Below are 25,293 nucleotides of genomic sequence, written 5' to 3'. Positions count from 1 at the left end.
GCGGACGCCCGCCATCGGCTGTTCCTTCCCCTACTGGTTCTTCGCGCCCAGCTCGAACAGCAGGTAGATGAAGGCCGCGAAGATGTGGCCCACTGCCACATAGATGATCAGGCGGACCCAGAGCGCCCGGGGGAACTTCTCCTCCATGGTGCTGGGTGAGGGCCGCTTCGGCTGGGCCGGTCCCTGCTGTTCCGGTTCCGTCATGTCGGGTCTCCCTGAGTGGGGCCACCGAGGCACAGCGCGGTGGCGGGGCTCTGCAGCAGCGTGTGGACGAAGAGGAGATCGACGCCGCCCCGGTCGGCGGCGGCGATCCGGTGCGGGGTCAGCGAGTCGAAGTGCGCGCTGTCCCCCGGGGCGAGGGTGTGCGCGGTGTCGCCGAGGCGCAGCCGCAGCCGTCCCTTCAGGACGTACAACCACTCCTCGCCGGGGTGCACGCGCACGATGTCCCCCTGCGCGCCGTGCGGCACGTGGACGCGCAGTGCCTGCATGCCCCGGCCCGAGGCGCCCGCCTGCCAGTAGGTCCAGCCGCCGGCGGCGGTCGGTTCCATGTCCGCCGCGCGGACGACCGCGTCCCGGTCGGCGACCGTCTCGCCGAGCAGTTCGGAGACCGTCGTACCGTAGACACGTGCGAGCGCGAGCAGCATCGGCAGCGACGGCTGGCGCTGCCCGGTCTCCAGGCGGGACAGATGGGCGGGCGAGAGCCCGGCAGTGCGGGCGGCGGCCTCCAGGGTGAGGGACGCGCGGCGGCGCAGTTCGCGCAGCTGGGGCGCGACGGCGGGCAGCGATTCGGCCGTCTCGGGCGGATCCGCCGCCCCGGCGGGCTCGGCAGGGCTCATGTTCCGATTGAGCCAGAGCCTTGCCTCTCGGGCAACTTTCTTGCCCGAGAGGCAAAAACGCTCGTCCCGCGGCCGTTCGGCCGGCCGCTCAGCGGTTCGCGACCGCCTGCTTCACCAGTGTCCTGCCGAAGTCCCACATCAGTCCGCCGCCGCTGTGCGCCTCGTCCATCACGGCGGTGAAGGCCGTCACGAACCGGTCGACCTCCCGCTCCCCCACGATCAGCGGCGGAATCAGCTTGATGACCTCCAGGTGGTCCCCGGACACCTGGGTGAGGATGCGGTGTTTCTTCAGCAGCGGTACGACGACCATCTGCGCGAAGAGCCCCTTGCGGGCCGCCTGCAGCATCTTCCAACGCCCGCGCAGCTTCAGCGACTTGGGCCGCCCGAACTCGATGCCGATCATCAGTCCGCGGCCGCGCACCTCGCTCAGCAGCTCATAGCGGTCGACGAGGGCGGCCAGCCGGGACCTGAGCAGCTCCCCCGTGACCCGGGCGTTCTCGACGACCTTCTCGTCCTCCATCACCGACAGGACGGCGAGGCCCGCCGCCATGGCCTGCGCGTTCGAGCCAAAGCTCGCCGAGTGCACGAGCACCCGGTCCATCGACGAGTAGACCTTCTTGAAGATCCAGTCCTTGCCGAGTGTCGCGCCGACCGGCACATAGCCGCCCGACAGCGCCTTGGCCACGCAGACCAGGTCGGGCTCGACGCCCTCCTCGTGCTGGTAGGCGTAGAACTCACCGGTCCTGCCGAGGCCCGTCTGCACCTCGTCGGCGATCAGCAGCGCTTTGTGGCGGTGCAGCAACTCCTGGGCGGCGCGCAGATATCCGGGCGGGCTCTCGTGCACGCCCTTGCCCTGGATGGGCTCGACGATCAGCCCGGCGACATCGCCCTTCCGCAACTCCCGGCGCAGCGCGTCCAGATCTCCGAGCGGCACCGCGGTGTCCGGCAGCAGCGGCGCGAAGCCGTCCCGGAACCCGTCCTCGCCGTTGACGGAGAGGGAGCCGGTGGTCAGCCCGTGGAAGGCGTGCGTGCAGTAGAGCACCCGCGGTTTCCCGGTCGCGTAACGGGCGAACTTCAGCGCCGTCTCGACGGCCTCCGTGCCGCTGTTGCCGAAGAACACCCGGTCCAGGTGCGGGCTGTGCGTGAGCAGCCGCTCGGCGAGCAGGCCGGGCAGCGGCTGGCAGTCGAACCGGGTGAGGTCGGCGAGGGAGGCGTCGAGGACGTCGTGCAGCGCCTTGCGTACGACGGGGTGGTGCCGGCCGAGGCCCATCACGCCGAAGCCCGCGAGCATGTCGAGGTAGTCGTCGCCCTCCGCGTCCCAGAAGTACGCGCCCTCGGCCCGCTCGTAGACCTTGTCGAAGCCGATGGTGTGCAGCATGCGCGGCAGTTGGTGGTTGAGGTGCCGGGCGTGCAGGTCGTACCGCTCGGCGCCCCGCTCGGCGAGGAGCCTGCCGAGGTCGAACTCCTTGGTCATACGCTGTGCTCCTTGCCAGAACCGTACGTGTGCGCGTCCTCCTTGGCCGCCAGCGTGGCGCTGATCCGGCCCGCGATCTCGACCGGGGTGAGGCCGAGGTCGGCGAGGACCTCGCCCCGCTTGGCGTGCGCGAGGAACTGCTCGGGAATGCCGAACCGCCGGACGGGGACGTCCACTTCGGCGTCGCCGAGCGCCAGCGCGACCGCCGCGCCGACCCCGGCGGCTCGGCTGTTGTCCTCGACGACGGCGACGACGCGGTGCCCCGCCGCGAGCCCGGGCAGCTCGGGGTCGACCGGCTTGACCCAGCGCGGGTCGACGACGGTGCAGCGCAGCCCGCGCGCCCTGAGCAGTTCGGCGGCCTGCAGGCAGACCGGCGCCATCACCCCGACCGCGACGAGCAGCACGTCCGGGTCCGGTTCCCGGGACAGCACGTCCATGCCGCCGATGCGGTCCACGGCGGGGATCTCGGGCCCCACCGACTCCTTGGGGAACCGGACGAGGGTCGGCGCGTCGTCCACGGCGACCGCCTCCCGCAGCTGCGCCCGCAGTTGCTCGGCGTCGCGCGGCGCGGCGATCCGCAGCCCCGGCACGACCTGAAGGACGGACATGTCCCACATGCCGTTGTGCGAGGCGCCGTCGACACCCGTGACGCCCGCGCGGTCGAGCACGAAGGTGACGCCGCACCGGTGCAGCGCCACGTCCATCAGGAGTTGGTCGAAGGCGCGGTTGAGGAAGGTGGCGTACACCGCGACGACCGGATGCAGGCCACCCGTGGCGAGTCCCGCGGCCGACACCGCGGCGTGCTGCTCGGCGATGCCGACGTCCCACACCCGGTCGGGGTAGGCCGCCGCGAACTTCGTCAGGCCGACCGGGCCGAGCATCGCCGCGGTGATGGCGACGACGTCGTCGCGCTCGGCGCCGATGCGGACGATCTCGTCCCCGAACACCGAGGTCCAGGAGGGGCCGTTGGAGGGGGCGAGCGGCTCGCAGGTGAGCGGGTCCATGACGCCCACGGTGTGGAAGCGGTCCGCCTCGTCGGCGAGCGCGGGTTCGAAACCGCGGCCCTTCTCGGTCAGACAGTGGATGAGCACGGGGCCGTGGAAGCGCTTCGCGCGGCGCAGCGCCGACTCGACGGCACCGATGTCGTGCCCGTCGATCGGCCCGACGTACTTGAGTCCCAGATCCTCGAACATCCCCTGCGGCGCGAAGGCGTCCTTGAAGCCCTTCTTCGCGCCGTGCAGCGACTCGTACAGTGGCCGGCCGACGACGGGGGTGCGCTGGAGCATGTCCTTCCCCCAGGCGAGGACCCGCTCGTAGCCGTCCGTCGTACGGAGGGTGGCGAGGTGGTCGGCGAGGCCGCCGATGGTCGGGGCGTACGAACGTTCGTTGTCGTTGACGACGATGATCAGCGGGCGGTTCTTCGCGGCCGCGATGTTGTTCAGCGCTTCCCAGGCCATGCCCCCGGTGAGCGCCCCGTCCCCGATGACGGCGACGACGTGCCCCCGCTCGCCGAGGACCTGGCGCGCCTTGGCGAGGCCGTCGGCCCAGCCGAGCGCGGTCGAGGCGTGGCTGTTCTCGACGATGTCGTGCTCGGACTCCTCGCGCGAGGGGTAGCCGGAGAGGCCGCCCTTGCCGCGCAGCTTGGAGAAGTCCTGCCGCCCGGTGAGCAGCTTGTGCACATAGCTCTGGTGGCCGGTGTCCCACACGAGCCGGTCGACCGGCGACTCGAAGACCCGGTGGAGGGCGATGGAGAGTTCCACCACCCCGAGATTGGGCCCGAGATGACCCCCTGTCCTGGCGACCGCGTGCACCAGGAACTCCCTGATCTCCCCCGCCAGTTCGTCGAGCTCGGCCCCGGAGAGCTTCTTCAGATCCCGTGGCCCCCGAATGGTGTCGAGAATGGTCATGCTCGAGCCCCCTCTCCGAATTGTTCTCAGCTCACGGTGGCAGGGGGCACCCCTGTCGGAGCGCCCCCTGCCGGCCCGTTCATGACGTCACCCGCGGTTCCCCGACACCGTCTCGCGGGCGGCACGGATGGATTCCTTGAGGGAGCCCATGGTGGCGAGGACGGCGGTCGGTTCGTAGCCGCAGTGCGCCATGCAGTTGGCGCAGCGCGGGTCCTTGCCGCGGCCGTACTTGTCCCAGTCGGTCTCCTCGATGAGCTGCCGGTACGTGGGGACGTAACCGTCGCTCATCAGGTAGCAGGGGCGCTGCCAGCCGAAGAGCGAGTAGTTCGGGATCGCCCACGCGGTGCACGGGAAGTCCGCCTTGCCCTCCAGGAAGTCCAGGAAGAGCGGCGAGTGGTTCAGCCGCCAGCGCAGCCGGTTGCCGCCCGCGAAGGCCTTCTTGAAGAGTTCGCGGGTCTGCTCGACACCGAGGAAGTGCTCCTGGTCGGGCGCCTTCTCGTAGGCGTAGGCGGGCGACAGCATCATCTCGTCGACCTTCAGGTCGTCGTTGAGGAAGTTCAGGACCTCGATGATGGTCTGCGGGGTGTCCGTGTTGAAGAAGGTGGAATTGGTGGTGACGCGGAAACCGCGCTTCTTGGCCTCCTTGATGGCCGCCACCGCCTCGTCGAACACGCCTTCCTTCGCAACGGACTCGTCGTGCCGCTCCCGCATGCCGTCGATGTGCACGGCGAACGCGAAGTACGGCGACGGCGTGAACTTCTCGATCTTCTTGCGCAACAGCATGGCGTTGGTGCAGAGGAATACGTACTTCTTCCTCGCGACCAACTGACGTACGATCTCGTCGATCTGAGGGTGCATCAAGGGCTCGCCGCCGGCGATGGAGACCATCGGCGCACCCGATTCGAGAACGGCGCCCACGGCCTGGGCCACCGGCATGCGCTGCTTCAGGACCCCGGCCGGGTGCTGGATCTTTCCGCACCCCTCGCACTTCAGGTTGCAGGCGAAGAGCGGTTCCAATTCGACGATCAGCGGAAACTTGTCGCGCTTGCGCAGCTTCTGTTCAAAGAGATACGTAGCTACCTTGATGGACTGACGAAGCGGCATGGCCATCTGGCTCACCTCCGGGGGAGCAGCGAAGAACGGTGCCATTCAAAGAAAGCGGGGAGCACGGCACGAAGAACGCGGAAAGCCGATATTCCACCGCGTACCGTGCCGATGCGGACGAGTTCGTGCTGTGGGGCATCCACGACCACCCGGACGGCGGCAACGGGCCGCTGTCCGGCGCGTACGGCACTGTGCAGCGTGGCGGCGGACTCCATGTCCACGGCGATCGCGCCGGTGGCCAGGAGGGCGCCGCGCTCGGGTCCGCGGACGACGTGGTCGGAACCGGTGAGCGGTCCGGTGTGCACGGCGCGGCCGGGCATGGCCCGCGCCAGCTCCTCGACCAGCAGACCGGTTCCCGTACAAGGCGTGCTGCCGCGCGTGTCCCTGGTCTCCGCGGCGACGACGAGGTCGCCGGGGTGCATGCCGGGGGCGAGTCCGGCACAGAAGCCGGTGGCCAGAACGGCCGCGTCGCGCAGGGTTTCCTCTCCGAGCGCACCGCTGACGGCGCGCTCGGCGTTCTTGGGGCCCATGCCGGTGCGCAGCACGGTCATGGTGTCCGGCGCGCCGCTGCGGTCGCCGGTGCGCAGGGCGAGGCGTTCGATGCCGAGCGCACAGGCGATCAGCAGCGGCGCGGGGCCCGGCCGCGGAGCCGGGGTCCCGTCCATCAGCTGCCCTTGCCGACGTGGGCGCCGGAGCCGCCGGCGAAGGGCTCTCCGTGGACGTACCTGCCGAGGGCGGTGAGCGGGAACACCTGCCGGTACAGGTGGTAGTTGATGGAGAAGTCCCAGGGGAAGCCGGTGCCGGTGAAGTACGGCTCGTCCCAGGAGCCGTCCTCGCGCTGCGTCGCGGCGAGCCAGGCGACGCCCCGCTCCACGGACTTGGCCTCGCGCTCACCGGCCGAGAGCAGCGCGAGCAGCGCCCAGGCGGTCTGCGACGCGGTCGACGTGCCGCGCCCGACCCAGCCGCGGTCGCGGTAGGAGCGCAGGTCCTCGCCCCAGCCGCCGTCGTCGTTCTGCACGGACTCCAGCCACCGCACGGCCCGGCGGATCGCGGGATGCGAGGCGGGCAGGCCCGCCGTGATCAGCGCGGGCACCACCGACCCCGTGCCGTAGAGGTAGTTGACGCCCCAGCGGCCGAACCATCCGCCGTCGGGCTCCTGTTCGGCGAGGAGCCACTCGATGCCGCGCCGGGTGCGCGGGTCGTGGGTCCTGCCCTCGACGGCGAGCATCTCCACGACGTGTCCTGTGACGTCGGCGGACGGCGGGTCGATGACCTCGCCGAAGTCGCAGAACGGCAGGCGGTTGGGGAAGGGGCTGGTGTTGTCGACGTCGAAGGCGCCCCAGGCGCCGTTCTTCGACTGCATGCCGAGGTTCCAGCGCACTCCGCGCTCGATGGCGTTCTCCACGCGCGCCCGGTCCGGGTGTGCGACCCGGCGCAGCGCGAGGGCGACCTCGGCGGTGTCGTCGATGTCGGGGTAGTTGTCGTTGTGGAACTCGAACGCCCAGCCGCCGGGGGCCAGTTCGGGCCTGCGCACCGACCAGTCCCCCGGCCGTACGATCTGCTCGCTGAGCATCCAGTCGGCGGCCTTGACCAACTGCGGGTGGTCCGCGGGCAGTCCGGCGTCGGCGAGCGCGATGGTCGCCAGGCAGGTGTCCCACACGGGCGACTGGCAGGCCTCGATCATGCGCGCGCCGTCCTTACGCCACACGGCGAACCGGTCGAGCGAGGCGAGCCCGGCCTTCAGGACGGGGTGCTCCAGGTCGTAGCCGAGCAGGTGCAGCGCGATGACGGAGTAGACGGCGGGCGGCTGGATCCCGCCCCAGCAGCCGTCGTTCTCCTGGCGTTCGATGATCCAGCGGGCGGCGCTGTTCATCGCGGCCTTGCGCAGCCGGCGCGGCGCGACCTTGTGGTAGACGTGCAGCGCCTTGTCGAGCCGCTGGAAGACGCCGTCCCAACTCGCCACGGGCGCGAGGGGTTTGGCGGGGCTCGGATCGCGCGGGTCGGCGTGCAGCTCGTCCAGGGCGAAGGGCGCGGGCCGCACGGGCCGCTTGGCGGACACGATGGTGAGCGGCACTATGGTCTGCCGCGCCCAGCAGCCGAAGTCGTAGATGTTGAGCGGGACCCACTTGGGGAAGTAGATGAGCTCCGGCGGGAGTTCGGGCAGGTCGTCCCACTTCCACCAGCCGAACAGGGCGAGCCAGATCCGGGTGAAGACCCGGGCCCGGGCGATGCCGCCCTGCTCGCGGATCCACGCGGCGGCCTTCGCCATGTGCGGGTCGTCGGGCCGGTCGCCGGCCAGGCGCAGCGCGACGTACGCCTCGATGGTGGTGGAGAGTTCGCCGGGCCCGCCGAAGAAGGTGGCCCAGGTGCCGTCGTCGCGCTGCTCGCCGCGGATGAAGAGCGCGGCGGCGTGCGTGGTGTGCTCGTCCCGGATGCCGAGGAACTGCCGCAGGAGGAGGTCCTCGGCGTCCATGGTCACATTGGTCTCGAGGTCGCCCTTCCACCAGCCTTCGGCGTCCTGGCGGGAGAGCAGGAAGTCTGTGGAGCGCCGCATGGCGCGCTCGGCGGCCTCGCGGGTACTCGCCGGCGCGGCGATCGTCTCGATGGGGCCGGCTGTGTCGACGCGGTCGATGCCGTCGACCTGCTCAAGGGCTTCGATGGGTTCGGTGGGCTGGCTGGCCGAGGCTGCGCGGGGCGTGGCCGCTCCGGTGCTTCCGTCGGTCGTCGCTGTCATGGCTTCCCCTTCGTGCAGTGCGGTGGCTACGTCTGCTGTGGGTCCGCCGTCGGCCGGCGCGGGGCGCCGGCCGGCGACTGCCTGGGAGCCCGGGGGTCACCCCCCGGGCAACTCGGATATCCGCGCGATAGTGATCACTTCTCTCGTACGACGACGAAGTCGGCGAGCGCGACGAGCTGCGCCCGCACCCGGTCCGGCATCTGGACGTGGTCCAGCGCCTCGATGGCGATGGCGTGCTGGCGCCGGGCCTCCTTGGCGGTCCACTCGCGGCCGCCCGCCTCTTCGATCAGGGCGGCGCGCGCGGCGAACTCGTCCTCGGAGAAGTTCTCGAAGTCGCTGCTCTTGGAGTCGGCGGTGAGCAGCTCGCCGAGCCGCTCGGAGGCGGGGCCGCCCGCGGCGAGCGCGGCGACCACGGGCAGCGACTTCTTGCGCTGCCGCAGATCGCTCCACGTCTGCTTGCCGGTGGCCTCCGGGTCGCCCCAGATGCCGAGCAGGTCGTCCACGGCCTGGAAGGCGAGGCCGAGGTGGTAGCCGTACTTCTCCAGCGTGTCGGCGGTGTGGTCGTCGGCACCGCCGAGGACGGCGCCGATGGAGACCGCGCAGGCGAGCAGGGCGCCGGTCTTCTTGCCCTCCATCTCCAGGCACTCCTCGACCGTGACCCGGTCGCGGTGCTCGTAGCTGATGTCCTGCGCCTGGCCGTCGATCAGCGCACGCGTGGCGGTGATGAGGCGGCGGGTGGCGCGGCCCGCCTCGACGGTGCCGAGCTCCAGGAGGATTTCGTTGCCGAGCGCGAAGAGGGCGTCGCCGACGAGGATGGCCTGTGCGGGACCGTGCACCTTCCACACCGTGTCGCGGTGCCTGCGCTGCTCGTCGCCGTCCATCAGGTCGTCGTGCAGCAGCGAGAAGTTGTGCACGAGCTCGACGGCGACCGCGCCGGGGACGCCGATCTCGGGGGCCGCGCCCGCGGCCTCGGCGGAGAGCAGGGCGAGCGCGGGACGCACGGCCTTGCCGCCGTCGCCGTCGGACGGGTTGCCCTCGGCGTCGATCCAGCCGAAGTGGTAGGCGGCGACGGTGTCCATGGGCGGCGCGAGGCGGTCCACCGCGGCCCGCAGCACCGGGGTGGCCAGCGTCCTTCCCTGTTCGAGCAGTGAGGTCACGTCCACCGTGTCGGCAGCCGTTTTCTCGGCCGAGGGCACAGTCGGCACAGTTTCTCCTCTTGTTCCGGTGCTGTTTCTCTGGGGACCTGACCCCAGCAGGTCGAGCTTCACGCCACCGCCTCCTCGAACGCGAAGAGGTGATCACGGGGGCGGTCGAGGGTGGAGAGGGCCGCTTCGGCCGCGCTGAGGCCGCTGCGGACGGCGCCCTCCATGGTCGCGGGCCAGCCGGTCGCGGTCCACGCGCCCGCGAGGTACAGGCCGCGGGCCTTGGTGCGGGCACCGGGGCGGAGCCTGCCGACGCCGGGGGTGGGGGCGAACGTCGCCGTCCGCTCCCGGGTGACGAAGAAGTCCCGCACCTCGGCGCCGTGTGCCGCGGGCAGCAGCCGCTCCAGCTCGGGGAGATAGCGCTCGCGCAGTGCGGCGACGGGCGCGTCGATCTCGTCCTGGGCGGCCGACTGAGAGACCGCCAGGTACTGCCCCTCGGTGAGCCCGGAGGCCTCGGTCCGGTCGAAGACCCACTGGACGGGCGAGCCGATGGCGGCGAAGAACGGCCGCTTCAGCACCTTCCGGTCGTAGACGACATGGAGGTTGAGGATCGGCGCGGTGTCGATGTCGAGCAGCCGGTCGGACTGGTCGAGCGCGCCGTCCGGGAGGAGGTCGTGCGTCTCGTGCTGCGGCACGGCGAGCACGACGGAGTCGGCCTCCAGGGTCTCGCCGGGCACCTCCACGCGCCAACCGCCGTTCTCCGTACGGGAGATGGAGGTGACGCGGGCTTTCAGTTCCGTACGGACGCCCGCGGCGTCGAGCGCCTTGCGGGCCAGTGTGTCGTGCAGGTCACCGAGGGGTGCCCGGGCCCAGCCGATGTCGGCGGCGCCCGGTTCCGAGAGCAGCCCGGTCTTGAAGACCATCGCGGCGAGCCCGAGGGAGGCGTCGCCCGCGACGGCGTTGAGCGTCGCGACGCCCACCAGGTCCCAGAGCGCCTCGACGGCGCGCGGCGACTGGCCGTGCCTGGCCAGCCAGCTGCCGAAGTCCTGGCCGTCGAGCGCCGGATCGGCCGGGTCGAGCCCCTTGAGGGCGAGCGCCGCACGCCCCACCTTGGCACGCTCGGCGACCGACAGGTGGGGATACGTCGCGAGGCTCGCCGCCAGGTGCAGGGGCACGGGCAGCGCGGTGCGCCGCAGCCGGCCGAGCCGGTTGCGGTCGGCGTCGAGGACGGGCACGTCGAGACGTTCCTGCAGGGGCGCGAGGTGCGCGCCGTCGACGCGGTCGAGGAACCATCGGTAGGCGGTGCAGCAGCGCAGGTAGACGTGCTGGCCGTTGTCGACGGTCAGCGCGCCGCGGCGGAAGGAGAACGCGAGCCCGCCGAGCCGCGGCCGCCCTTCGAGCAGCGTCACGCGCAGTCCCGCGTCGGCGAGCGCGAGCGCGGCGGTGATGCCGGCGAGGCCGCCGCCGACCACCACTGCGGCCGCCCCTGCGGGACGGCCTCCGGCGTTCTCGATCAGCCCCTCGGGCTGCATGTCTTCCCTCTTCATGCACCCACCCCTTCGGCCGTTGCAGTCTGGGACGCGACCACGGAGCGGAGGGTTGCCCGCCGCTTTGCGAACGTTGTCCCAGCTGTCCCACGATCACTCCGGACGCTCATCACACACGCCTCCGGACGGTCTGTCGTGACACGTTCCGCGCGTCGAGGCCGGACAGTCCGCGCACGGCGACGTACGCCTTCTCGCGGCCCGGCAGCGAGACGCGGCCGCGCAGGACCGCTTCGGGCTCCCGCTCTATGCGGTCGAGGAGCCGGCGGTAGATGCCGGCCATCGCCGCCACACAGGCACCGCTGCGCCGGTCCAGCATCGGCAGCAGGCGGTAGCCCTCGGCGAACAGGGCACGCGCGCGGCGGACTTCGAAGTGGACGAGGCCCGCGAAGTCGGATCCCGCGGGCGGCTCGGCGCCGGAGAACCCGGCGGAGCAGCCGAACTTGGCGAGGTCGTCGGCGGGCAGGTACGTCCGGCCGTCCTGCGCGTCCTCGCGAACGTCGCGGAGAATGTTGGTCAGTTGGAGCGCGAGGCCGAGCGTGTCGGCATACTCCGGCGCGCGCTCGGCATGGAGCGCCCCCCGCTCGGTGCCGAACACGCCGAGCGAGAGCCGCCCGATCGCCCCGGCCACACAGCGGCAGTAGACCTTCAGGTCCTCCCACGTCTCGTACGTCGCGCCGCGTACGTCCATGAGGACGCCGTCGATCAGCTCGTCGAGGCCGTCCATCGGGATGGGGAAGTGCTCGGCGGCGTGCGCGAGGGCGACCGCGACGGGGTCGGTGTCGTCCTCCTGCACCCCTCCCGCGCGGATCCGGGCGACCAGCGCCCTGGTGTCCTCGAGACGGTCCGCCTTGACGTCCGGGGCGAGCGCGCCGTCCCCGATGTCGTCGACCCGCCGCGACAGCGCGTACAGCGCCGACATGGCCCGGCGCTTGGGCGCCGGCAGCAGCCGGATGCCGTACGCGAAGTTGCGCGCCTGCTGGCCTGTCACCGTCTCGCAGTAGCTGTAGGCGGCGAGCACCGGCGCGGACACGCGCGGATCCGACTCCACGGCCCGGCTCACCCCTCTCCTCGCAGCACGGCGCCCGCCTCGCGGAACATGCGGGGCTTGGTGGGTCTGGGCGGTCCGGGAAGGACGTCGTACCCGGCGGCCACGATCGCCCGGACCGCCGCCCTGCCCCCTCCCACGAATCCGGCCAGCAGCAGCTTCAGCCTGCCGTGGACGCTACCCACCAGGGGGGTGCCTTCATTCAGCAGGCCGCGGGCGCGTTCCGCTTCGAACGCGACCAGCGCGCGCACCGACGCGCCCGCTGTCGGCCGGGCCAGGTCTGACTCGCTCACGTGGAACCGCTTCATGTCCTCGACGGGCAGGTAGATGCGGCCGCGCCGCAGGTCTTCGGCGACGTCCTGGATGTGCTCGACGATCTGCAGCCCGGTGCAGACGGCGTCCGAGTGCCGGATTCGCTCGGGGGTCTCCGTGCCGGTGATGGCCAGGACGAGTCGGCCGATCGGGTTCGCGGAGAGCGCGCAGTACGCCACGAGGTCGTCGTACGTCTCGTAGCGCGTGACGGACTGGTCCTGGCGGTTGGCCGCGATCAGGGCGAGAAAGGGGGCGGCCGTCAGGGTGCCGCGCTCGGCGGCCGGCCGCAGCGCGCGCACCAGCGGGTGGCCGGGCTCGCCGCCGCCGAAGACCTTGTCCAGGTCCGCCTCGACGGCGTCCAGGAGCCGCGCCGGGTCATCGGCGTCGCCGCCGCCGAGGCCCAGATGGCGGGCGTGGGCGGCCTCGGGCACCAGGTCGCCGTCGCCGATGTCGTCGATGAGGCGCACGACGCCGTAGACGGCCATGAGGTCGTCGCGCCAGGCCCGGGGCAGGAAGAACGGCGCCACCGGGAAGTTCTCGTCCGCGGCCTTGTCGAGGACGGCGGATGCATCGCGGAGCCGGAGATCATCCGTAGCCATTGCCGTCACATCTCCCGTTCTACACTGCCGACCCAATACATCCTATTTCGGACACGCCGCCCAGCACTCTCCGAGGTGGACCGTGCTCCGAGCCGGGGCGCTGCGCGATATCGCCCCACTTGCCGCGAATCAGCACCGGTACAGCTTACGTTGTACAACCCCTCCCGCATCGTCGGGGTGTTCGGCGCATCACAACAACACACCGATTGGCGTCAAACTACCTTTTCCAGCGGTGAGTTGAGGGGCGCGAGGGACCTCGGGGACACCATGTCACGACAGTGCCCCGCCGGATTCCTCCCGGCGGGGCACTGCTGCCGAACGGGTGCACGCCCGGTGGCTCGATCGGGCTACTTGCCCGTGAACTTCTCGTACTCCTTGATGACCTCGTCGGTCGGCCCGTCCATGCGCAGCTCGCCGCGCTCCAGCCACAGCACGCGGTCGCAGGTGTCGCGGATCGACTTGTTGTTGTGGCTGACCAGGAAGACCGTGCCGGCCTCCTTGCGGAGCTCGCGGATGCGGGCCTCGGAGCGCTTCTGGAACTTGCGGTCGCCGGTGGCCAGGGCCTCGTCGATCATGAGGACGTCGTGGTCCTTGGCGGCCGCGATGGAGAACCGCAGGCGGGCCGCCATGCCCGAGGAGTAGGTGCGCATCGGCAGGGTGATGAAGTCGCCCTTTTCGTTGATGCCGGAGAAGTCGACGATCTCCTGGTAGCGCTCCTTGATCTGCTCGCGGGTCATGCCCATCGCGAGACCGCCGAGGATGACGTTGCGCTCACCGGTCAGATCGTTCATCAGGGCCGCGTTGACGCCGAGCAGCGAGGGCTGGCCGTCGGTGTAGACCTTGCCCTGCTCGGCGGGGAGCAGCCCCGCGATGGCACGGAGCAGGGTGGACTTGCCGGAGCCGTTCGAGCCGATGAGGCCGATGGCCTCGCCGCGGTAGGCGGTGAAGCTGACGCCGCGGACGGCGTGCACCTTGCGCACACCGCGTTCCTCGCCGCGCCGGAGGATGCGGCTCAGGGCGGAGGTGGCGCTGCCCTTGCCGGTCTTCGCGCCGTTGACGCGGTAGACGATGTGCAGCTCGTCAGCGATGACGGTGGGGATGTGCCCCTTGTCGGCATTCTTGTCGTCAGCCACGGCCGTAGCGCTCCTCAGCCTTCCAGAAGTACACGAAGCCGCCGGCGGCGACCAGCACGGCCCAGCCCGCCGCGACCGCCCAGACGTGCGTCGGCAGGTACTCGCTGCCGTAGCCGTCGATGAGTGCGAAGCGCATCAGGTCCATGTAGATGGCCGCGGGGTTCCACTGCAGGATGTCCGCGATCCAGGCGGGATGGTCCTCCAGCATGACCGGGATGGAGAACATCACGCCGGACGCGTACATCCATGTACGCATCACGAACGGCATCAGCTGCGCGAGGTCGGGGGTCTTGCTGCCCAGCCGGGCCATGATCATCGCGAGGCCCGTGTTGAACATGAACTGCAGGATCAGGACCGGGAGGATCAGCAGCCACGACAGCTTGGGGTAGCTGCCGAAGCCGATCGTGATGAGGAACAGCACGATCATCGAGAACAGCAGCTGCTGGAGCTGCTGCAGCGAGAACGAGATCGGCAGCGAGGCCCGTGGGAAGTGCAGCGCGCGGACGAGGCCGAGGTTGCCCGCGATCGCCCTGACGCCCGCCATCACCGAGCTCTGCGTGAAGGTGAAGACGAAGACGCCGGTGACCAGGAACGGGATGTAGACCTCACGCTCGAAGCCGCGGTCCGCCTTCAGGATCAGACCGAAGATCAGGAAGTAGACGAGCGCGTTCAGGAGCGGCGTCGCCACCTGCCACAGCTGGCCGAGCTTGGCCTGGCTGTACTGGGCGGTGAGCTTCGCCTGGGAGAAGGCGAGGATGAAGTGGCGCCGTCCCCAGAGCTGGCGGACGTACTCGAAAAGTCCGGGCCGGGCGCCGCTGACGGTCAGACCGTACTTGGCGGCGAGTTCGGCGCGGGAGAGCCCGTCATCGGGCGGCGGTGTCGACGGGGATGCTGTCACCGTGACTCCGCCGTCATGCGTTGTCTCACTCACGAGTGGAAACTTTCGTCTTCAGATGCGCAGCCGGTCGGGCATAGGCGTGGGCCAGGGACCGGGGTATGGCCCGAATGCTCTCAGACCCGAGCTTGTCAGATGACAGGAGGTCGGCCCAGTCGCGTCAGCCGCCATACCGTACGCCACTTCATCGGCCTGCGCGGTCCGCAGGGCGTCGTCCAGCCTTCCTTGAACCCGCCGAACCAGGCCTTCAGGGCGGGGCCCGAGGGGCGCCGGGCGAGGGTGAGGAGCATCCAGACGCCGAGGTAGACCGGGACCAGGAGCGCGGGAAGGTTGCGACGGGCCAGCCAGACGCGGTTGCGGGCCACCATCCGGTGGTAGACCGCGTGCCGGGAGGGGGCCGTCGTCGGGTGGAGAAGCACCATGTCGGAGCGGTAGTCGATCATCCAGCCGGCGTTCAGCGCGCGCCAGGCGAGGTCGGTCTCCTCGTGCGCGTAGAAGAACTCGCCGGGCAGCCCGCCGACCTCGGCGATGACCTTCGTACGGACGGCGTTGGCGCCGCCGAGGAAGGTCGTCACGCGCGAGGAGCGCATCGGGTCGGAGGCCCGCAGCCGCGGCACGTGGCGGCGCTGGGTCTCCCCCGTGTCCGGGTCCGCGATGCGGAAGCTGATGATGCCGAGCTCCGGATCGGCGGCGAAGGCCTGGCGGCACAGCTGTGCCGTGTCCATGTTCGCGAGGAGGCCGTCGTCGTCCAGGAAGAGCAGGATGTCGACGTCGGTGCCGCCGGGCCCGAAGGCCTCGATGCCGACGTTGCGGCCGCCCGGGATGCCGAGGTTCTCGGGCAGCTCGACGGTGCGCACGCCGTCGGGGACGTCCGGCACCGGGGCGCCGTTGCCGACCACGACCACCTCGACCGGGTCGCCGTCCTGCTTGGCGACCGAGTCGAGGAGGGCGCGCAGCTCCTGCGGCCGGTTGCCCATCGTGATGATGACGGCGCCGACCTTCAGCTTCTCTGCCGGAGTGCTCGGGGTGTTCACTTCAACCTGCTCGATACGAGGATGGACACGAGGTGGAGCAGGGTCTGGAGCATCGCGATGCCCGCGAGGACCGCGACGCCGACGCGCGAGAAGAACAGGTCGCCCCGGGCCTGGTCCACGATCGCGAGGACCAGGATCAGCAGGGACGCCTCGACGCCGAGGATCAGCCGGTGGAACTTCAGCGCGGCGGCGGCCTTGCGGGCCAGCGCCATGCCGGAGGAGCGCGGCTCGGACGCCGACTCCTTGACCGGCTCCTTGCCCGTCTGGTGCCGGGCGACACCGACGAGGTCGGTCTCGGCCTTGATCAGGATCGCGCCGAGGGCGGCCAGGGTGCCGAGGAAGGCCCACAGCCAGTCGATGCGCCCGGAGCCCCACAGGTCGGCGGCGCGCAGGCCGAAGCCGACCAGGACCGCGGCGTCGCACAGGTAGGCGGCGACCCGGTCCAGGTAGACGCCGGCCATCGAGTACTGCTTCTTCCAGCGGGCGATCTCGCCGTCGACGCAGTCGAGCAGCAGGTACAGCTGGACCGCGAGCACGCCGAGCACGGCGCCCGTGATCCCCGGCACCAGCAGGGCCGGGGCGGCGAGGGCGCCGGCGACGGTCATCACGTAGGTCAGCTGGTTGGGCGTGACCCGCGTGTTCACCAGGTGCCGGTCGATGCGCAGGGAGACCTCGCGCATGTAGAGCCGGCCGGCCCAGTGTTCGCCGCTGCGCCGGTCCTTCACCCCCGGGGGGTGAACAACCGGGCGGAGCTCAGCTACCGATGGCTTTTGCATAGTCGGCGTATGCGTCCCTGATCTGGTCGGTGGACAGGTCGAGGTGTTCCAGGATCGTGTAGCGGCCCGGCCGGGTCTGCGGAGCGAACTCCACGACCTTCACGAACTCGTCCACGGTGAACCCGATCTCCTCCGGCAGCACGGGCAGGCCGTGGCGGCGCAGCACCTGGGCCATGTACGCGGACTCCTCGCGGGCACCGCGCAGGTGCATCGCGAAGGCCGCGCCGAGGCCGCACTGCTCGCCGTGGCTGGCGGCGCGCTTGGGGAAGAGGAGGTCGAAGGCGTGGTTGATCTCGTGGCAGGCGCCCGACGCGGGGCGGGAGTCGCCCGAGATCGACATCGCGATGCCGGTGAGCACCAGGCCCTCGGCGAGCACCTGGAGGAAACCGTCGTCGCCGACGCCGCCGGGGTGGCGCAGGACCGCCTCACCGGCCTGCCGGGCCATCGCGGCCGCGAGGCCGTCGATGTCCTCGCCGCGCTCACGGGCGGCGAGCTCCCAGTCGCGGATCGCGGAGATGTTGGACAGCGCGTCGCCGATGCCGGAGCGGACGAAGCGGACCGGGGCCTCGCGGATGATGTCGAGGTCGATGACGACCGCGATGGGGTTCGGCACGCCGTACGAGCCGCGGCCCGCGTCGTTGTCGAGGGTCGCGACCGGCGAGCAGAGGCCGTCGTGCGACAGGTTCGTCGCGACGGCGACCAGCGGCAGACCGACGCGCGCCGCGGCGTACTTGGCGCAGTCGATGATCTTTCCGCCGCCGAGGCCGACGATCGCGTCGTAGCGGCCGGACTTCTTGATGGCATCGGCGAGCTTGATGGCGTCGTCGAGCGTGCCGCCACCGACCTCGAACCACTCCGCGCCGCTCAGCGAGGGCATCAGCCGCTCGCGGAGCACCGCGCCCGAGCCACCGCTGATGGCGATGGCGAGTTTGCCGGTCGACGAGCAGATCCGCTGGTCGGCGAGGACACCGGCCAGGTCGTCGATCGCCCCCGGCCGGATGTCGACGACGACCGGCGAGGGGATGAGCCTCGTCAGTACTGGCACGCGATCTCCCGGCCCTTGGCGAGGTCGTCGTGGTTGTCGATCTCGACCCACTTGACGTCGCCGATCGGGGCCACGTCGACCTTGAAGCCGCGGTTGACGAGCTCCTGGTAGCCGTCCTCGTAGTAGAGGTCGGGGTCGCGCTCGAAGGTGGTCTTCAGCGCGTCGGCGAGCTCCTCGGCGGCGGAGCCCTCGATGAGGGTGACGCCGATGTACTCGCCGGTGGCCTCGGAGGGGTCCATCAGCTTGGTGATGCGCTGCACGCCCTTGGCGTCGTCGACGATGACCTTCATCTCCTCGTCGGCGAGCTGCTTCACCGTGTCGAGGGCGAGGATGATCTTCTGGCCGTTGCCGCGGGCGGCGAGCAGCGTCTTCTCGACGGAGACCGGGTGCACGGTGTCGCCGTTGGCGAGGATCACGTCGTGCTTGATGGCGTCACGACCGCACCACAGGGAGTAGGCGTTGTTCCACTCCTCGGCCTTGTCGTTGTCGATCAGGGTCAGCTTGAGGCCGTACTTCGCCTCCAGAGCCGCCTTGCGCTCGTAGACGGCCTCCTTCTTGTAGCCGACGATGATCGCGACCTCGGTCAGACCGATCTCGGCGAAGTTGCCGAGCGTCAGGTCGAGGATGGTGGTCTCACCGTCGACGGGCACCAGAGCCTTGGGCAGGGTGTCCGTGTAGGGGCGAAGACGCCGTCCGGCGCCGGCCGCCAGCACGAGGCCGATCATGCGGGTTCTCCTTCATCGTGTACGGCGGGTGCGCCCTGTTTCTCGGCGGCGACCCAGAAGCGGATGCTCTCGACGAGCACCACGAGTGCCACGGCCACGGCGAGTGCCGTGAGCGCGACGGGAAAATCTGTGGCGGGCAGCAGGGCTGCGGCCAGCGCGACCACGAGGATCCGGCCTTCCTGGCCGCCGATCGCCCGCACCAGCCAGCGCGGAGGCGCGCCGGCGCCGCCCTTGATGCGGTACACCGTGTCGTAGTGATGGTAGGCGACCGCGGCCACCAGCCCGAAAGCCGCCGGAAGGGCTCCGTTCACCTCGGCCTTGGCCGCGAGGACCAGGATCGTGCCGTACTCGGCGGCGCGGAAGAACGGCGGGACCAGCCAGTCGAGGGGGGCCTTGAGGGGCAGGATCAGGGCGAGGCCCGACAGGGCGATGTACAGCGCCGCGGCGGCCACGACCACGGGGCTGCCGTAGGGGTTGGCCAGCGCCGTGCCGACGAGCCCGGCACCACCGACGAAGGCGAGCACCGGGGCGGGACGCAGCCAGGTCACCCGTGGCCGGAGGGCGGAGAAGGCCGAGGCGAGGGGGCCGTTGTCGGCGAGGTCGGACAGCGCCGTCGCGGCGCGGTCGGTGCGGGTGGCCTTGCGGGTCAGCGACCGCAGGACGCGTCCGGCGGTGGTGTAGCAGGCGGCGAGGGCGCAGCCGATGAGCAGGACGACAAGGGTGATGCGCGGGGTGGTGAGCGCGGTGAGCACCGCGATCATCGCCCAGCGTTCGCCGATGGGCAGGACTATCATCCGGCGCACCCAGACCGTCCAGCCGACGCTGTCGAGCTTGTCCGAGAGGGCCGCGGTGGGGCTGGTGTTGGCGGTCGCGTCGTGGTTCGCCTCGTTGAAGGAGAAGTCGACGACGTGCCGGCAGGTCTGCAGGACCATCGCGCCGAGCGCCAGCGCCCACACGTCGTCGCCGCCGCGTGCGGCGCCGAGCGCGAGGCCCGCGTAGTAGGCGTACTCCTTGGCGCGGTCGAACGTCGCGTCCAGCCAGGCGCCGAGCGTCGAGTACTGCAGGGAGTAGCGGGCGAGCTGCCCGTCGGTGCAGTCCAGGACGAAGGAGAAGAGCAGCAGCAGGCCGGCCGCGACGAAGCCGCCGCGCGTCCCGGTCGCCGCGCAGCCCGCCGCGATCAGGGCGGTGAGCAGCGAGGCGGTGGTGACCTGGTTCGGGGTGAGGCCGCGGCGGGCGCACCAGCGGGCGATGTAGCGCGAGTACGGGGAGATGCAGTACGTCGTGAAGAAGCCGTCCCGCGACTTGACCGCGGTGCGCAGGCGTACCGCCTCGTCGTCCACGGCCGCCACGGCCTGACGTGCCTCGTTCCGCGTCTGGGGGTCGCCGGGCACGGTGGCGACGAGGGTGCCGAGCTCGGGGCGGTGCACGTCCGTGGCGCCGGACTCCATGGCCGCGGCGACGGAGTCCGGGAGCGCGTCGAGCGTCACGACGCCGTTCGCCGTGCCGACGGTGGCCCGCAGCGCGCGCGTCAGTGCGGCGCGGGCCGCCGGCTTGGCCGTGACGGCGCCGGGCAGCGCGGCGGCGGCGAAGCGGGGGTCGGTGAGGGCGAGGCGCAGCGCGTGGACGTGTCCGACGAAGCGCGCGTCGACGACCGCGACCCGCTGGTCGGCGGGGACGGCGGCGAGCAGCGCCTCGGCGTCCGCCGCGTCGGAGGCGACCCGCACGTCGAAGCCGAGGGACCGCAGATCGCCTTCGAGCGGCGACCCGGGGACCGGCTGACCGGTGAGGATGGCGGTCGACAGACGAACTCACTCCTTGAGTACCGGCGCGGCTCGCGCCGGGCACATGCGTAAGGGGAGCGCCCCTGGCCATGGCGGCCGGGCGGCACGTCGGCAGAGGCTATCGGATGATGGGAAGCGGGCGTTCATCACCCGTTCACGCCCTGATAGAGCCTGTGTCAGGCTCCTGGGGCGGCCTGCGAGGGCCTCGGCCTTCACGATCATCATGGTGGATGGGGGGCCGCGCCCACAAACCGCGCCCGTCCCGTGCCCGGCTTGCCCGGATAGGGGCCACATGCCCGGCGCCCCGGGCCCGCACAGCGAGTTCGCTTAGGGTGGGCGCCCATGACATGGCTGATCACAGGCGGGGCTGGATACATCGGGGCACATGTGGCGCGGGTCATGGCCGGTGCCGGGGAGGACGTCGTCGTGCTCGACGACATCTCGTCGGGGGTGCCGCAGCGGCTGCCCGCGGACATGCCCCTCGTCAAGGGCTCCTCGCTGGACGGGGAGCTGCTGCGCCGGGTCTTCGCCGAGCACGGCGTCACCGGTGTGGTGCATCTCGCGGCCCGCAAGCAGGTCGGGGAGTCGGTGGAGCAGCCGTTGCGCTACTACCGGGAGAACGTGGGCGGTCTGACGACGCTGCTCGAAGCGGTCGCCGAGGCCGGCATCAAGCGGTTCGTGTTCTCCTCGTCGGCCGCGGTGTACGGCAATCCGCCGGACGTCGAGCTCGTCCGTGAGGACGCGCCCTGCCTCCCGGTCAGCCCTTACGGCGAGACCAAGCTCGCCGGTGAGTGGCTGGTGCGGGCGGCCGGGCGGGCGCACGGCATCGCGACCGTCTGTCTGCGCTACTTCAACGTGGCGGGCGCCGCGGCGCCCGAGCTCGCGGACACCGGCGTCTACAACGTGATCCCGATGGTCTTCGACCGGCTGCGGCGCGACGAGGCGCCGCGGATCTTCGGCGACACGCACCCGACGCCGGACGGCACCTGCGTGCGTGACTATGTGCACGTCTCGGACCTCGCCGAGGCCCACCTCGCGGCGGCCCGCCGGCTCGCGGCGGGTGCCGAGGGCGATCTGACCGTGAACATCGGCCGGGGCCGCGGTGTTTCCGTACGCGAACTGGTCACGCTGATCGGCGAGGTGAGCGGCGACGCCCGGCCCGCGCTCGTCGAGCCGGCCCGGGCCGGCGACTCGCCGCGCGCGGTGGCCGACGCGAGCCTGGCGGCCGAGGAGCTCGGCTGGACGGCCCGGCGCGGGGTGCGCGAGATGGTCGAGTCGGCCTGGGCGGGATGGTGTCTTCACCACCCCGAGGCGCGCCGCGACTGATCGTCGCGGGCCCCTGACCTGCACCCCTCGGCTTGACGGCAATCGTTGCCATTTTCGCAGGTCAGTGGAGTGATAACGGTGTTCAGTGCCGCGTTGCCAGATACCCCCCACCCGTAGTTCACTGTGGCTCGCGACCAGCGAACAGCAGACCGATGACCGACGCGGGAGGGCCGCTCCATGGGGGCTGGGCACGATCACGGACACACGCACGGGGCGCCCACCACGGGCACCGCGGCCAACGCCTACAAGGGGCGGCTCCGGACAGCGCTCTGCATCACGCTCACCGTCATGCTGGCCCAGATCGTGGGCGGCATCGTCGCCGACTCGCTCGCGCTCGTCGCGGACGCGACGCACATGGCCACGGACGCCGTCGGCCTCGGCATGGCCCTGCTCGCGATCCACTTCGCGAACAGACCGCCCACCGAGAACCGCACCTTCGGCTACGCCCGCGCCGAGATACTCGCCGCGCTCGCGAACTGTCTGCTGCTGCTCGGCGTGGGCGGCTACGTGCTCTTCGAGGCGGTCGAGCGGTTCGTCACGCCCGCGGAGACCGAGGGCGGCCTCGCCCTCTACTTCGGCGTGTTCGGCCTCGTCGCGAACGTGGTCTCGCTCTCGCTGCTCATGCGCGGCCAGAAGGACAGCCTCAATGTGCGGGGCGCCTTCCTGGAGGTCGTCGCGGACACCCTCGGCTCGGTCACGGTCATCGTCGCGGCGGTCGTGATCATGCTCACCGGCTGGCAGGCCGCCGACCCGATCGCCTCGCTCGTCATCGGCTTCATGATCGTCCCGCGGACGGTGAAGCTCCTCAAGGAGACCCTGAACGTGCTCCTGGAGTCGGCGCCCAAGGACGTCGACATGGCGGAGGTGCGGGCCCACATACTCGACCTGCCGGGCGTCGAGGAGGTCCACGACCTGCACGCCTGGACGATCACCTCGGGCATGCCCGTCCTCTCCGCCCACATCGTGGTGAGCTCCGACACCCTCGACTCGATCGGGCACGAGAAGATGCTGCACGAGCTGCAGGGCTGCCTGGGAGACCACTTCGACGTCGAGCACTGCACCTTCCAGCTGGAGCCGAGCGGGCACGCGGAGCACGAGGCGAAGCTCTGCCACTGACGGCGCCTCCCCCGGCCCCGGTGCTAGAGTCGGTGGAGTTCTTGGGTTCCCGGAGGTGGGTCGATGACTGTCACGGCTGACGCCGCTCTGCGCGGCGACACGTGCATCCCCACTTCCCGGGCGCGCGTCTGACCTCACGTACCCCTCAGTTCGTACGTCAGGTCCGCGGGTCCTCCACTCAAGGATTTCCACGTTGACTGACAACGCTTCCTTCAACCATGCCTTCTTCGCCCTGCACCACGGTCTGCCGCGGCAGGGCCCCGGCTCCGACGCCACCACCCGGCGGCTGCTCTCCCTCGCGGGGGCGCTGCCCGAGCGGCCGCGCGTGCTCGACCTGGGCTGCGGGCCCGGCCGGGCCGCGCTCCTGCTCGCCGCCGAGGCCGGCGCCGAGGTGACCGCCGTCGATCTCCACGAGCCGTTCCTCGACGAGCTCCACGCGTCCGCCGAGGCGCGCGGGCTCAGCGGATCGATCACCACCGTCAAGGCCGACATGGCCGAACTCCCCTACCCCGACGGGTCGTTCGACCTCGTCTGGGCCGAGAGCTCGGTCTACGGCATCGGCTTCGACACCGCGCTGCGCGCCTGGCGGCGGCTGCTCGCGCCCGGCGGGGCGCTCGTCCTCACCGAGTGCGAGTGGACGGCCGCCGAGCCGTCCGCGGCGGCCCGCGCCTTCTGGGAGCGGCACTACGCGCTCCGCACGGGCGAGGCGAACATCCGGGCCGCGACCGGCGCCGGGTACTCCGTGCTCGGCGTGCACCCGCAGCCGGAGTCCGACTGGGACGAGTACTACGGTCCGCTCGGCGCGCGGGCCGACGCGGCGGACCCGAGCGCTCCCGGCATGGCCGAGGCGCTCGCCGCCACCCTCGAGGAGATCGCGATGCGGCGCGAACACGGGAGCGAGTACGGCTACACGGGCTACGTCCTGCGGCCGACGGACTCCTGGCCGACCCGCCCGGAGACCGCGGCCGACGTCGCCGCCGTGCACGCCGTGAACGCCGCCGCCTTCGAGACGGAGGCGGAGGCCGACCTGGTCGACGCCCTGCGCACGGACCCCGAGGCGTGGCTTCCCGGCCTGTCGTACGTCGCGGAGGCGCCCGACGGTTCAGTGGCCGCGTACGCGCTGATCACCCGCTGCCGGGTGGACGGCGCGCCCGCGCTGGCGCTCGCGCCCGTCGCCACGCTGCCCGAGTACCAGCGGACGGGGGCCGGTTCGGCGGTCGTACGGGCCGTGCTCGACGCGGCACGCGCGCGTGGAGAGCGGCTCGTCCTCGTGCTCGGGCATCCCTCGTACTATCCGCGGTTCGGTTTCAGGCCCGCTTCGGGGTACGGGATCCGGCCAGGTTTCGAGGTGCCCGACGAGGCGATGATGGCGCTCGTCCTGGACGGAGCCGACGATTCCGCGCGGCTGCCGCGGGGCATGATCCAGTACCCGGCCGCTTTCGGGGTCTGACGCTCCGGCGGGCGCACGTCTGACAGCGCCCTGCGTGTGTCCCGCCGTGCTCCGGTTCGGCGGGACATGCGGGTCCCATGAGTGCCCGGGGTGTCCGGAACGTACGGCAGACTTGGGACTCGAAGACCGAAGCGAAGGATGCGTATGCCGATCACACCTGCCACCGCGGCGAACACCTCGTCGAGCGGCACCGGAGAAGCCATCTTGCTCGAACTCGTCGACGAGGACGGCAGGACCATCGGCACAGCGGAGAAACTCTCCGCGCATCAGGCGCCCGGGCAGCTGCACCGGGCGTTCTCCGTCTTCCTCTTCGACGAGCAGGGGCGCCTGCTGCTGCAGCAGCGCGCCCTCGGCAAGTACCACTCCCCCGGCGTCTGGTCGAACACCTGTTGCGGCCATCCCTACCCGGGCGAGGCGCCGTTCGCCGCGGCGGCCAGGCGTACGTACGAGGAGCTGGGTGTGTCGCCGTCGCTGCTCGCCGAGGCGGGCACGGTGCGCTACAACCACCCGGACCCGGCCTCGGGGCTCGTCGAGCAGGAGTTCAACCACCTGTTCGTGGGCATGGTGCAGTCGCCGCTGCGCCCCGACCCCGCCGAGATCGGCGGGACCGCGTTCGTGACGGCCGCGGAGCTGGCCGAGCGGCACGAGCGGGAGCCGTTCTCCGCATGGTTCATGACCGTGCTCGACGCGGCACGGCCCGCGATCAAGGAGCTGACCGGCCCCGCCGCGGGCTGGTAGCCGGTCGTCAGCCGAGGCCGGGCTTGAGGGGCAGGGCCGCCCAGATGACCTTGCCCCCGCTCGCGGTGTGCTCGACGTCGCAGGCGCCCCCCGCCTCCGCCGTGATCTCACGGACGAGGAGCAGCCCCCGCCCGCCCGTCTGGCCGTGGTCCGCCACCAGGGCCGTCGGACGGTAGGGGTGGTTGTCCTCGACGGACACCCGCACCCACTCGGCGCCGACCGCGACCTCCACCGCGAGCATCGGCGAGAGCAGCGCCGCATGGCGCACCGCGTTGGTGACCAGCTCGGAGACGATGAGCAGCAGGCCCTGCAAGAGGTCGTCCGGAGCCGGTACGCCCTGCCGGGCCAGCAGGTCGCGCACCGCGTGCCGCGCCTGGGGGACGGAGGCGTCGACGGCGGGGGCGGTGAAGCGCCACACGCCCTCGTACGGCGCCGGTCCGCCGCCTCTGGGGAGTGGATCGGGCCCGCTCCCGTCGCTCTGCATCGTCCGGTCGCCGTCCTCGCGCTCGATTGTCGCCACACATCGAGTGTTGGGAAAGCTCTGGTCCGGACCGCGCCACTGACCAGAAGTCAG

The 25,293-nt window shown here is 71.2% G+C and carries 23 protein-coding genes; 4 read left to right on the top strand and 19 right to left on the bottom strand.

Features of this window, described 5'->3' with window-relative positions; genetic code table 11:
* Positions 1-30: 30 nt before the first annotated feature.
* From ACZ7LU_RS05720 to ACZ7LU_RS05635, 18 genes are all read right to left on the bottom strand, one after another.
* On the bottom strand, positions 31-147 hold the full coding sequence (locus tag ACZ7LU_RS05720; RefSeq protein ID WP_361169991.1) for a DUF6126 family protein: 117 nt from the start codon (positions 145-147) through the stop codon (positions 31-33).
* 53 nt (positions 148-200) lie between these two features.
* Complete coding sequence (locus tag ACZ7LU_RS05715) at positions 201-836, bottom strand: helix-turn-helix domain-containing protein (RefSeq protein WP_398299199.1); 636 nt, start codon at positions 834-836, stop codon at positions 201-203.
* A gap of 88 nt (positions 837-924) precedes the next feature.
* Positions 925-2,310: an aspartate aminotransferase family protein gene (locus tag ACZ7LU_RS05710; RefSeq protein WP_471915799.1), complete on the bottom strand. Its 1,386-nt coding sequence runs from the start codon at positions 2,308-2,310 to the stop codon at positions 925-927.
* On the bottom strand, positions 2,307-4,217 hold the full coding sequence (gene dxs, locus ACZ7LU_RS05705) for a 1-deoxy-D-xylulose-5-phosphate synthase (protein WP_471915798.1): 1,911 nt from the start codon (positions 4,215-4,217) through the stop codon (positions 2,307-2,309). Before dxs ends, ACZ7LU_RS05710 begins: the two co-directional genes overlap by 4 nt.
* Positions 4,218-4,304: 87 nt before the next feature.
* The gene (gene hpnH, locus ACZ7LU_RS05700) at positions 4,305-5,327 is read right to left on the bottom strand and encodes an adenosyl-hopene transferase HpnH (RefSeq protein ID WP_398299205.1); all 1,023 of its coding nucleotides are present in this window, start codon (positions 5,325-5,327) and stop codon (positions 4,305-4,307) included.
* A 5-nt stretch (positions 5,328-5,332) separates the two neighbouring features.
* Entirely contained in the window at positions 5,333-5,986 is a 654-nt protein-coding gene (locus tag ACZ7LU_RS05695) for a phosphorylase family protein (RefSeq protein WP_398299207.1), read from the bottom strand.
* On the bottom strand, positions 5,986-8,055 hold the full coding sequence (gene shc / locus ACZ7LU_RS05690) for a squalene--hopene cyclase (protein ID WP_471915797.1): 2,070 nt from the start codon (positions 8,053-8,055) through the stop codon (positions 5,986-5,988). The genes ACZ7LU_RS05695 and shc overlap by 1 nt, the downstream gene beginning before the upstream one ends.
* Before the next feature lie 134 nt (positions 8,056-8,189).
* Positions 8,190-9,323 (bottom strand): polyprenyl synthetase family protein, encoded by a 1,134-nt coding sequence (locus ACZ7LU_RS05685; protein ID WP_398299211.1) that lies wholly within the window; start codon positions 9,321-9,323, stop codon positions 8,190-8,192.
* On the bottom strand, positions 9,320-10,729 hold the full coding sequence (hpnE, locus tag ACZ7LU_RS05680) for a hydroxysqualene dehydroxylase HpnE (protein ID WP_471916486.1): 1,410 nt from the start codon (positions 10,727-10,729) through the stop codon (positions 9,320-9,322). The genes ACZ7LU_RS05685 and hpnE overlap by 4 nt, the downstream gene beginning before the upstream one ends.
* 124 nt (positions 10,730-10,853) lie before the next feature.
* The gene (hpnD, locus tag ACZ7LU_RS05675) at positions 10,854-11,804 is read right to left on the bottom strand and encodes a presqualene diphosphate synthase HpnD (protein WP_468303015.1); all 951 of its coding nucleotides are present in this window, start codon (positions 11,802-11,804) and stop codon (positions 10,854-10,856) included.
* The gene (gene hpnC / locus ACZ7LU_RS05670; protein WP_471915796.1) at positions 11,801-12,700 is read right to left on the bottom strand and encodes a squalene synthase HpnC; all 900 of its coding nucleotides are present in this window, start codon (positions 12,698-12,700) and stop codon (positions 11,801-11,803) included. Before hpnC ends, hpnD begins: the two co-directional genes overlap by 4 nt.
* Positions 12,701-13,047: 347 nt before the next feature.
* Positions 13,048-13,833: an ABC transporter ATP-binding protein gene (locus tag ACZ7LU_RS05665; protein WP_398299216.1), complete on the bottom strand. Its 786-nt coding sequence runs from the start codon at positions 13,831-13,833 to the stop codon at positions 13,048-13,050.
* Positions 13,826-14,764, bottom strand: a complete 939-nt coding sequence (locus ACZ7LU_RS05660) for an ABC transporter permease (RefSeq protein WP_398299218.1) — start codon at positions 14,762-14,764, stop codon at positions 13,826-13,828. The genes ACZ7LU_RS05665 and ACZ7LU_RS05660 overlap by 8 nt, the downstream gene beginning before the upstream one ends.
* A gap of 95 nt (positions 14,765-14,859) precedes the next feature.
* Positions 14,860-15,732, bottom strand: coding sequence for a glycosyltransferase family 2 protein (locus tag ACZ7LU_RS05655; RefSeq protein ID WP_468086622.1), 873 nt, complete (start codon positions 15,730-15,732; stop codon positions 14,860-14,862).
* Positions 15,733-15,758: 26 nt separating this feature from the next.
* The gene (locus tag ACZ7LU_RS05650) at positions 15,759-16,538 is read right to left on the bottom strand and encodes a CDP-alcohol phosphatidyltransferase family protein (protein WP_223778111.1); all 780 of its coding nucleotides are present in this window, start codon (positions 16,536-16,538) and stop codon (positions 15,759-15,761) included.
* A complete protein-coding gene (locus ACZ7LU_RS05645; protein WP_468085945.1) occupies positions 16,516-17,583 on the bottom strand; it encodes an iron-containing alcohol dehydrogenase family protein in 1,068 nt (355 codons plus the stop codon). The genes ACZ7LU_RS05650 and ACZ7LU_RS05645 overlap by 23 nt, the downstream gene beginning before the upstream one ends.
* Positions 17,571-18,308, bottom strand: a complete 738-nt coding sequence (locus ACZ7LU_RS05640; protein WP_362995153.1) for a phosphocholine cytidylyltransferase family protein — start codon at positions 18,306-18,308, stop codon at positions 17,571-17,573. Before ACZ7LU_RS05640 ends, ACZ7LU_RS05645 begins: the two co-directional genes overlap by 13 nt.
* Complete coding sequence (locus ACZ7LU_RS05635) at positions 18,305-20,110, bottom strand: DUF5941 domain-containing protein (RefSeq protein ID WP_398299977.1); 1,806 nt, start codon at positions 20,108-20,110, stop codon at positions 18,305-18,307. Before ACZ7LU_RS05635 ends, ACZ7LU_RS05640 begins: the two co-directional genes overlap by 4 nt.
* A gap of 321 nt (positions 20,111-20,431) precedes the next feature.
* Between ACZ7LU_RS05635 and galE the strand changes: the two genes are divergently transcribed.
* From galE to idi, 4 genes are all read left to right on the top strand, one after another.
* Positions 20,432-21,415 (top strand): UDP-glucose 4-epimerase GalE, encoded by a 984-nt coding sequence (galE, locus tag ACZ7LU_RS05630; protein WP_471915795.1) that lies wholly within the window; start codon positions 20,432-20,434, stop codon positions 21,413-21,415.
* Between the two features lie 177 nt (positions 21,416-21,592).
* Positions 21,593-22,531 (top strand): cation diffusion facilitator family transporter, encoded by a 939-nt coding sequence (locus ACZ7LU_RS05625; protein WP_471915794.1) that lies wholly within the window; start codon positions 21,593-21,595, stop codon positions 22,529-22,531.
* Between the two features lie 193 nt (positions 22,532-22,724).
* Positions 22,725-23,981: a bifunctional class I SAM-dependent methyltransferase/N-acetyltransferase gene (locus tag ACZ7LU_RS05620; protein ID WP_471915793.1), complete on the top strand. Its 1,257-nt coding sequence runs from the start codon at positions 22,725-22,727 to the stop codon at positions 23,979-23,981.
* Between the two features lie 144 nt (positions 23,982-24,125).
* Complete coding sequence (gene idi / locus ACZ7LU_RS05615) at positions 24,126-24,719, top strand: isopentenyl-diphosphate Delta-isomerase (protein WP_398299229.1); 594 nt, start codon at positions 24,126-24,128, stop codon at positions 24,717-24,719.
* A 7-nt stretch (positions 24,720-24,726) separates the two neighbouring features.
* Here the strand turns inward: idi and ACZ7LU_RS05610 are convergent, their stop codons facing one another.
* Entirely contained in the window at positions 24,727-25,239 is a 513-nt protein-coding gene (locus tag ACZ7LU_RS05610) for an ATP-binding protein (RefSeq protein ID WP_398299231.1), read from the bottom strand.
* Positions 25,240-25,293: the final 54 nt, after the last annotated feature.

It is taken from the genome of Streptomyces sp. NPDC039462 (assembly GCF_055639375.1).
This window is presented reverse-complemented; position numbering and strand designations above follow the sequence as displayed.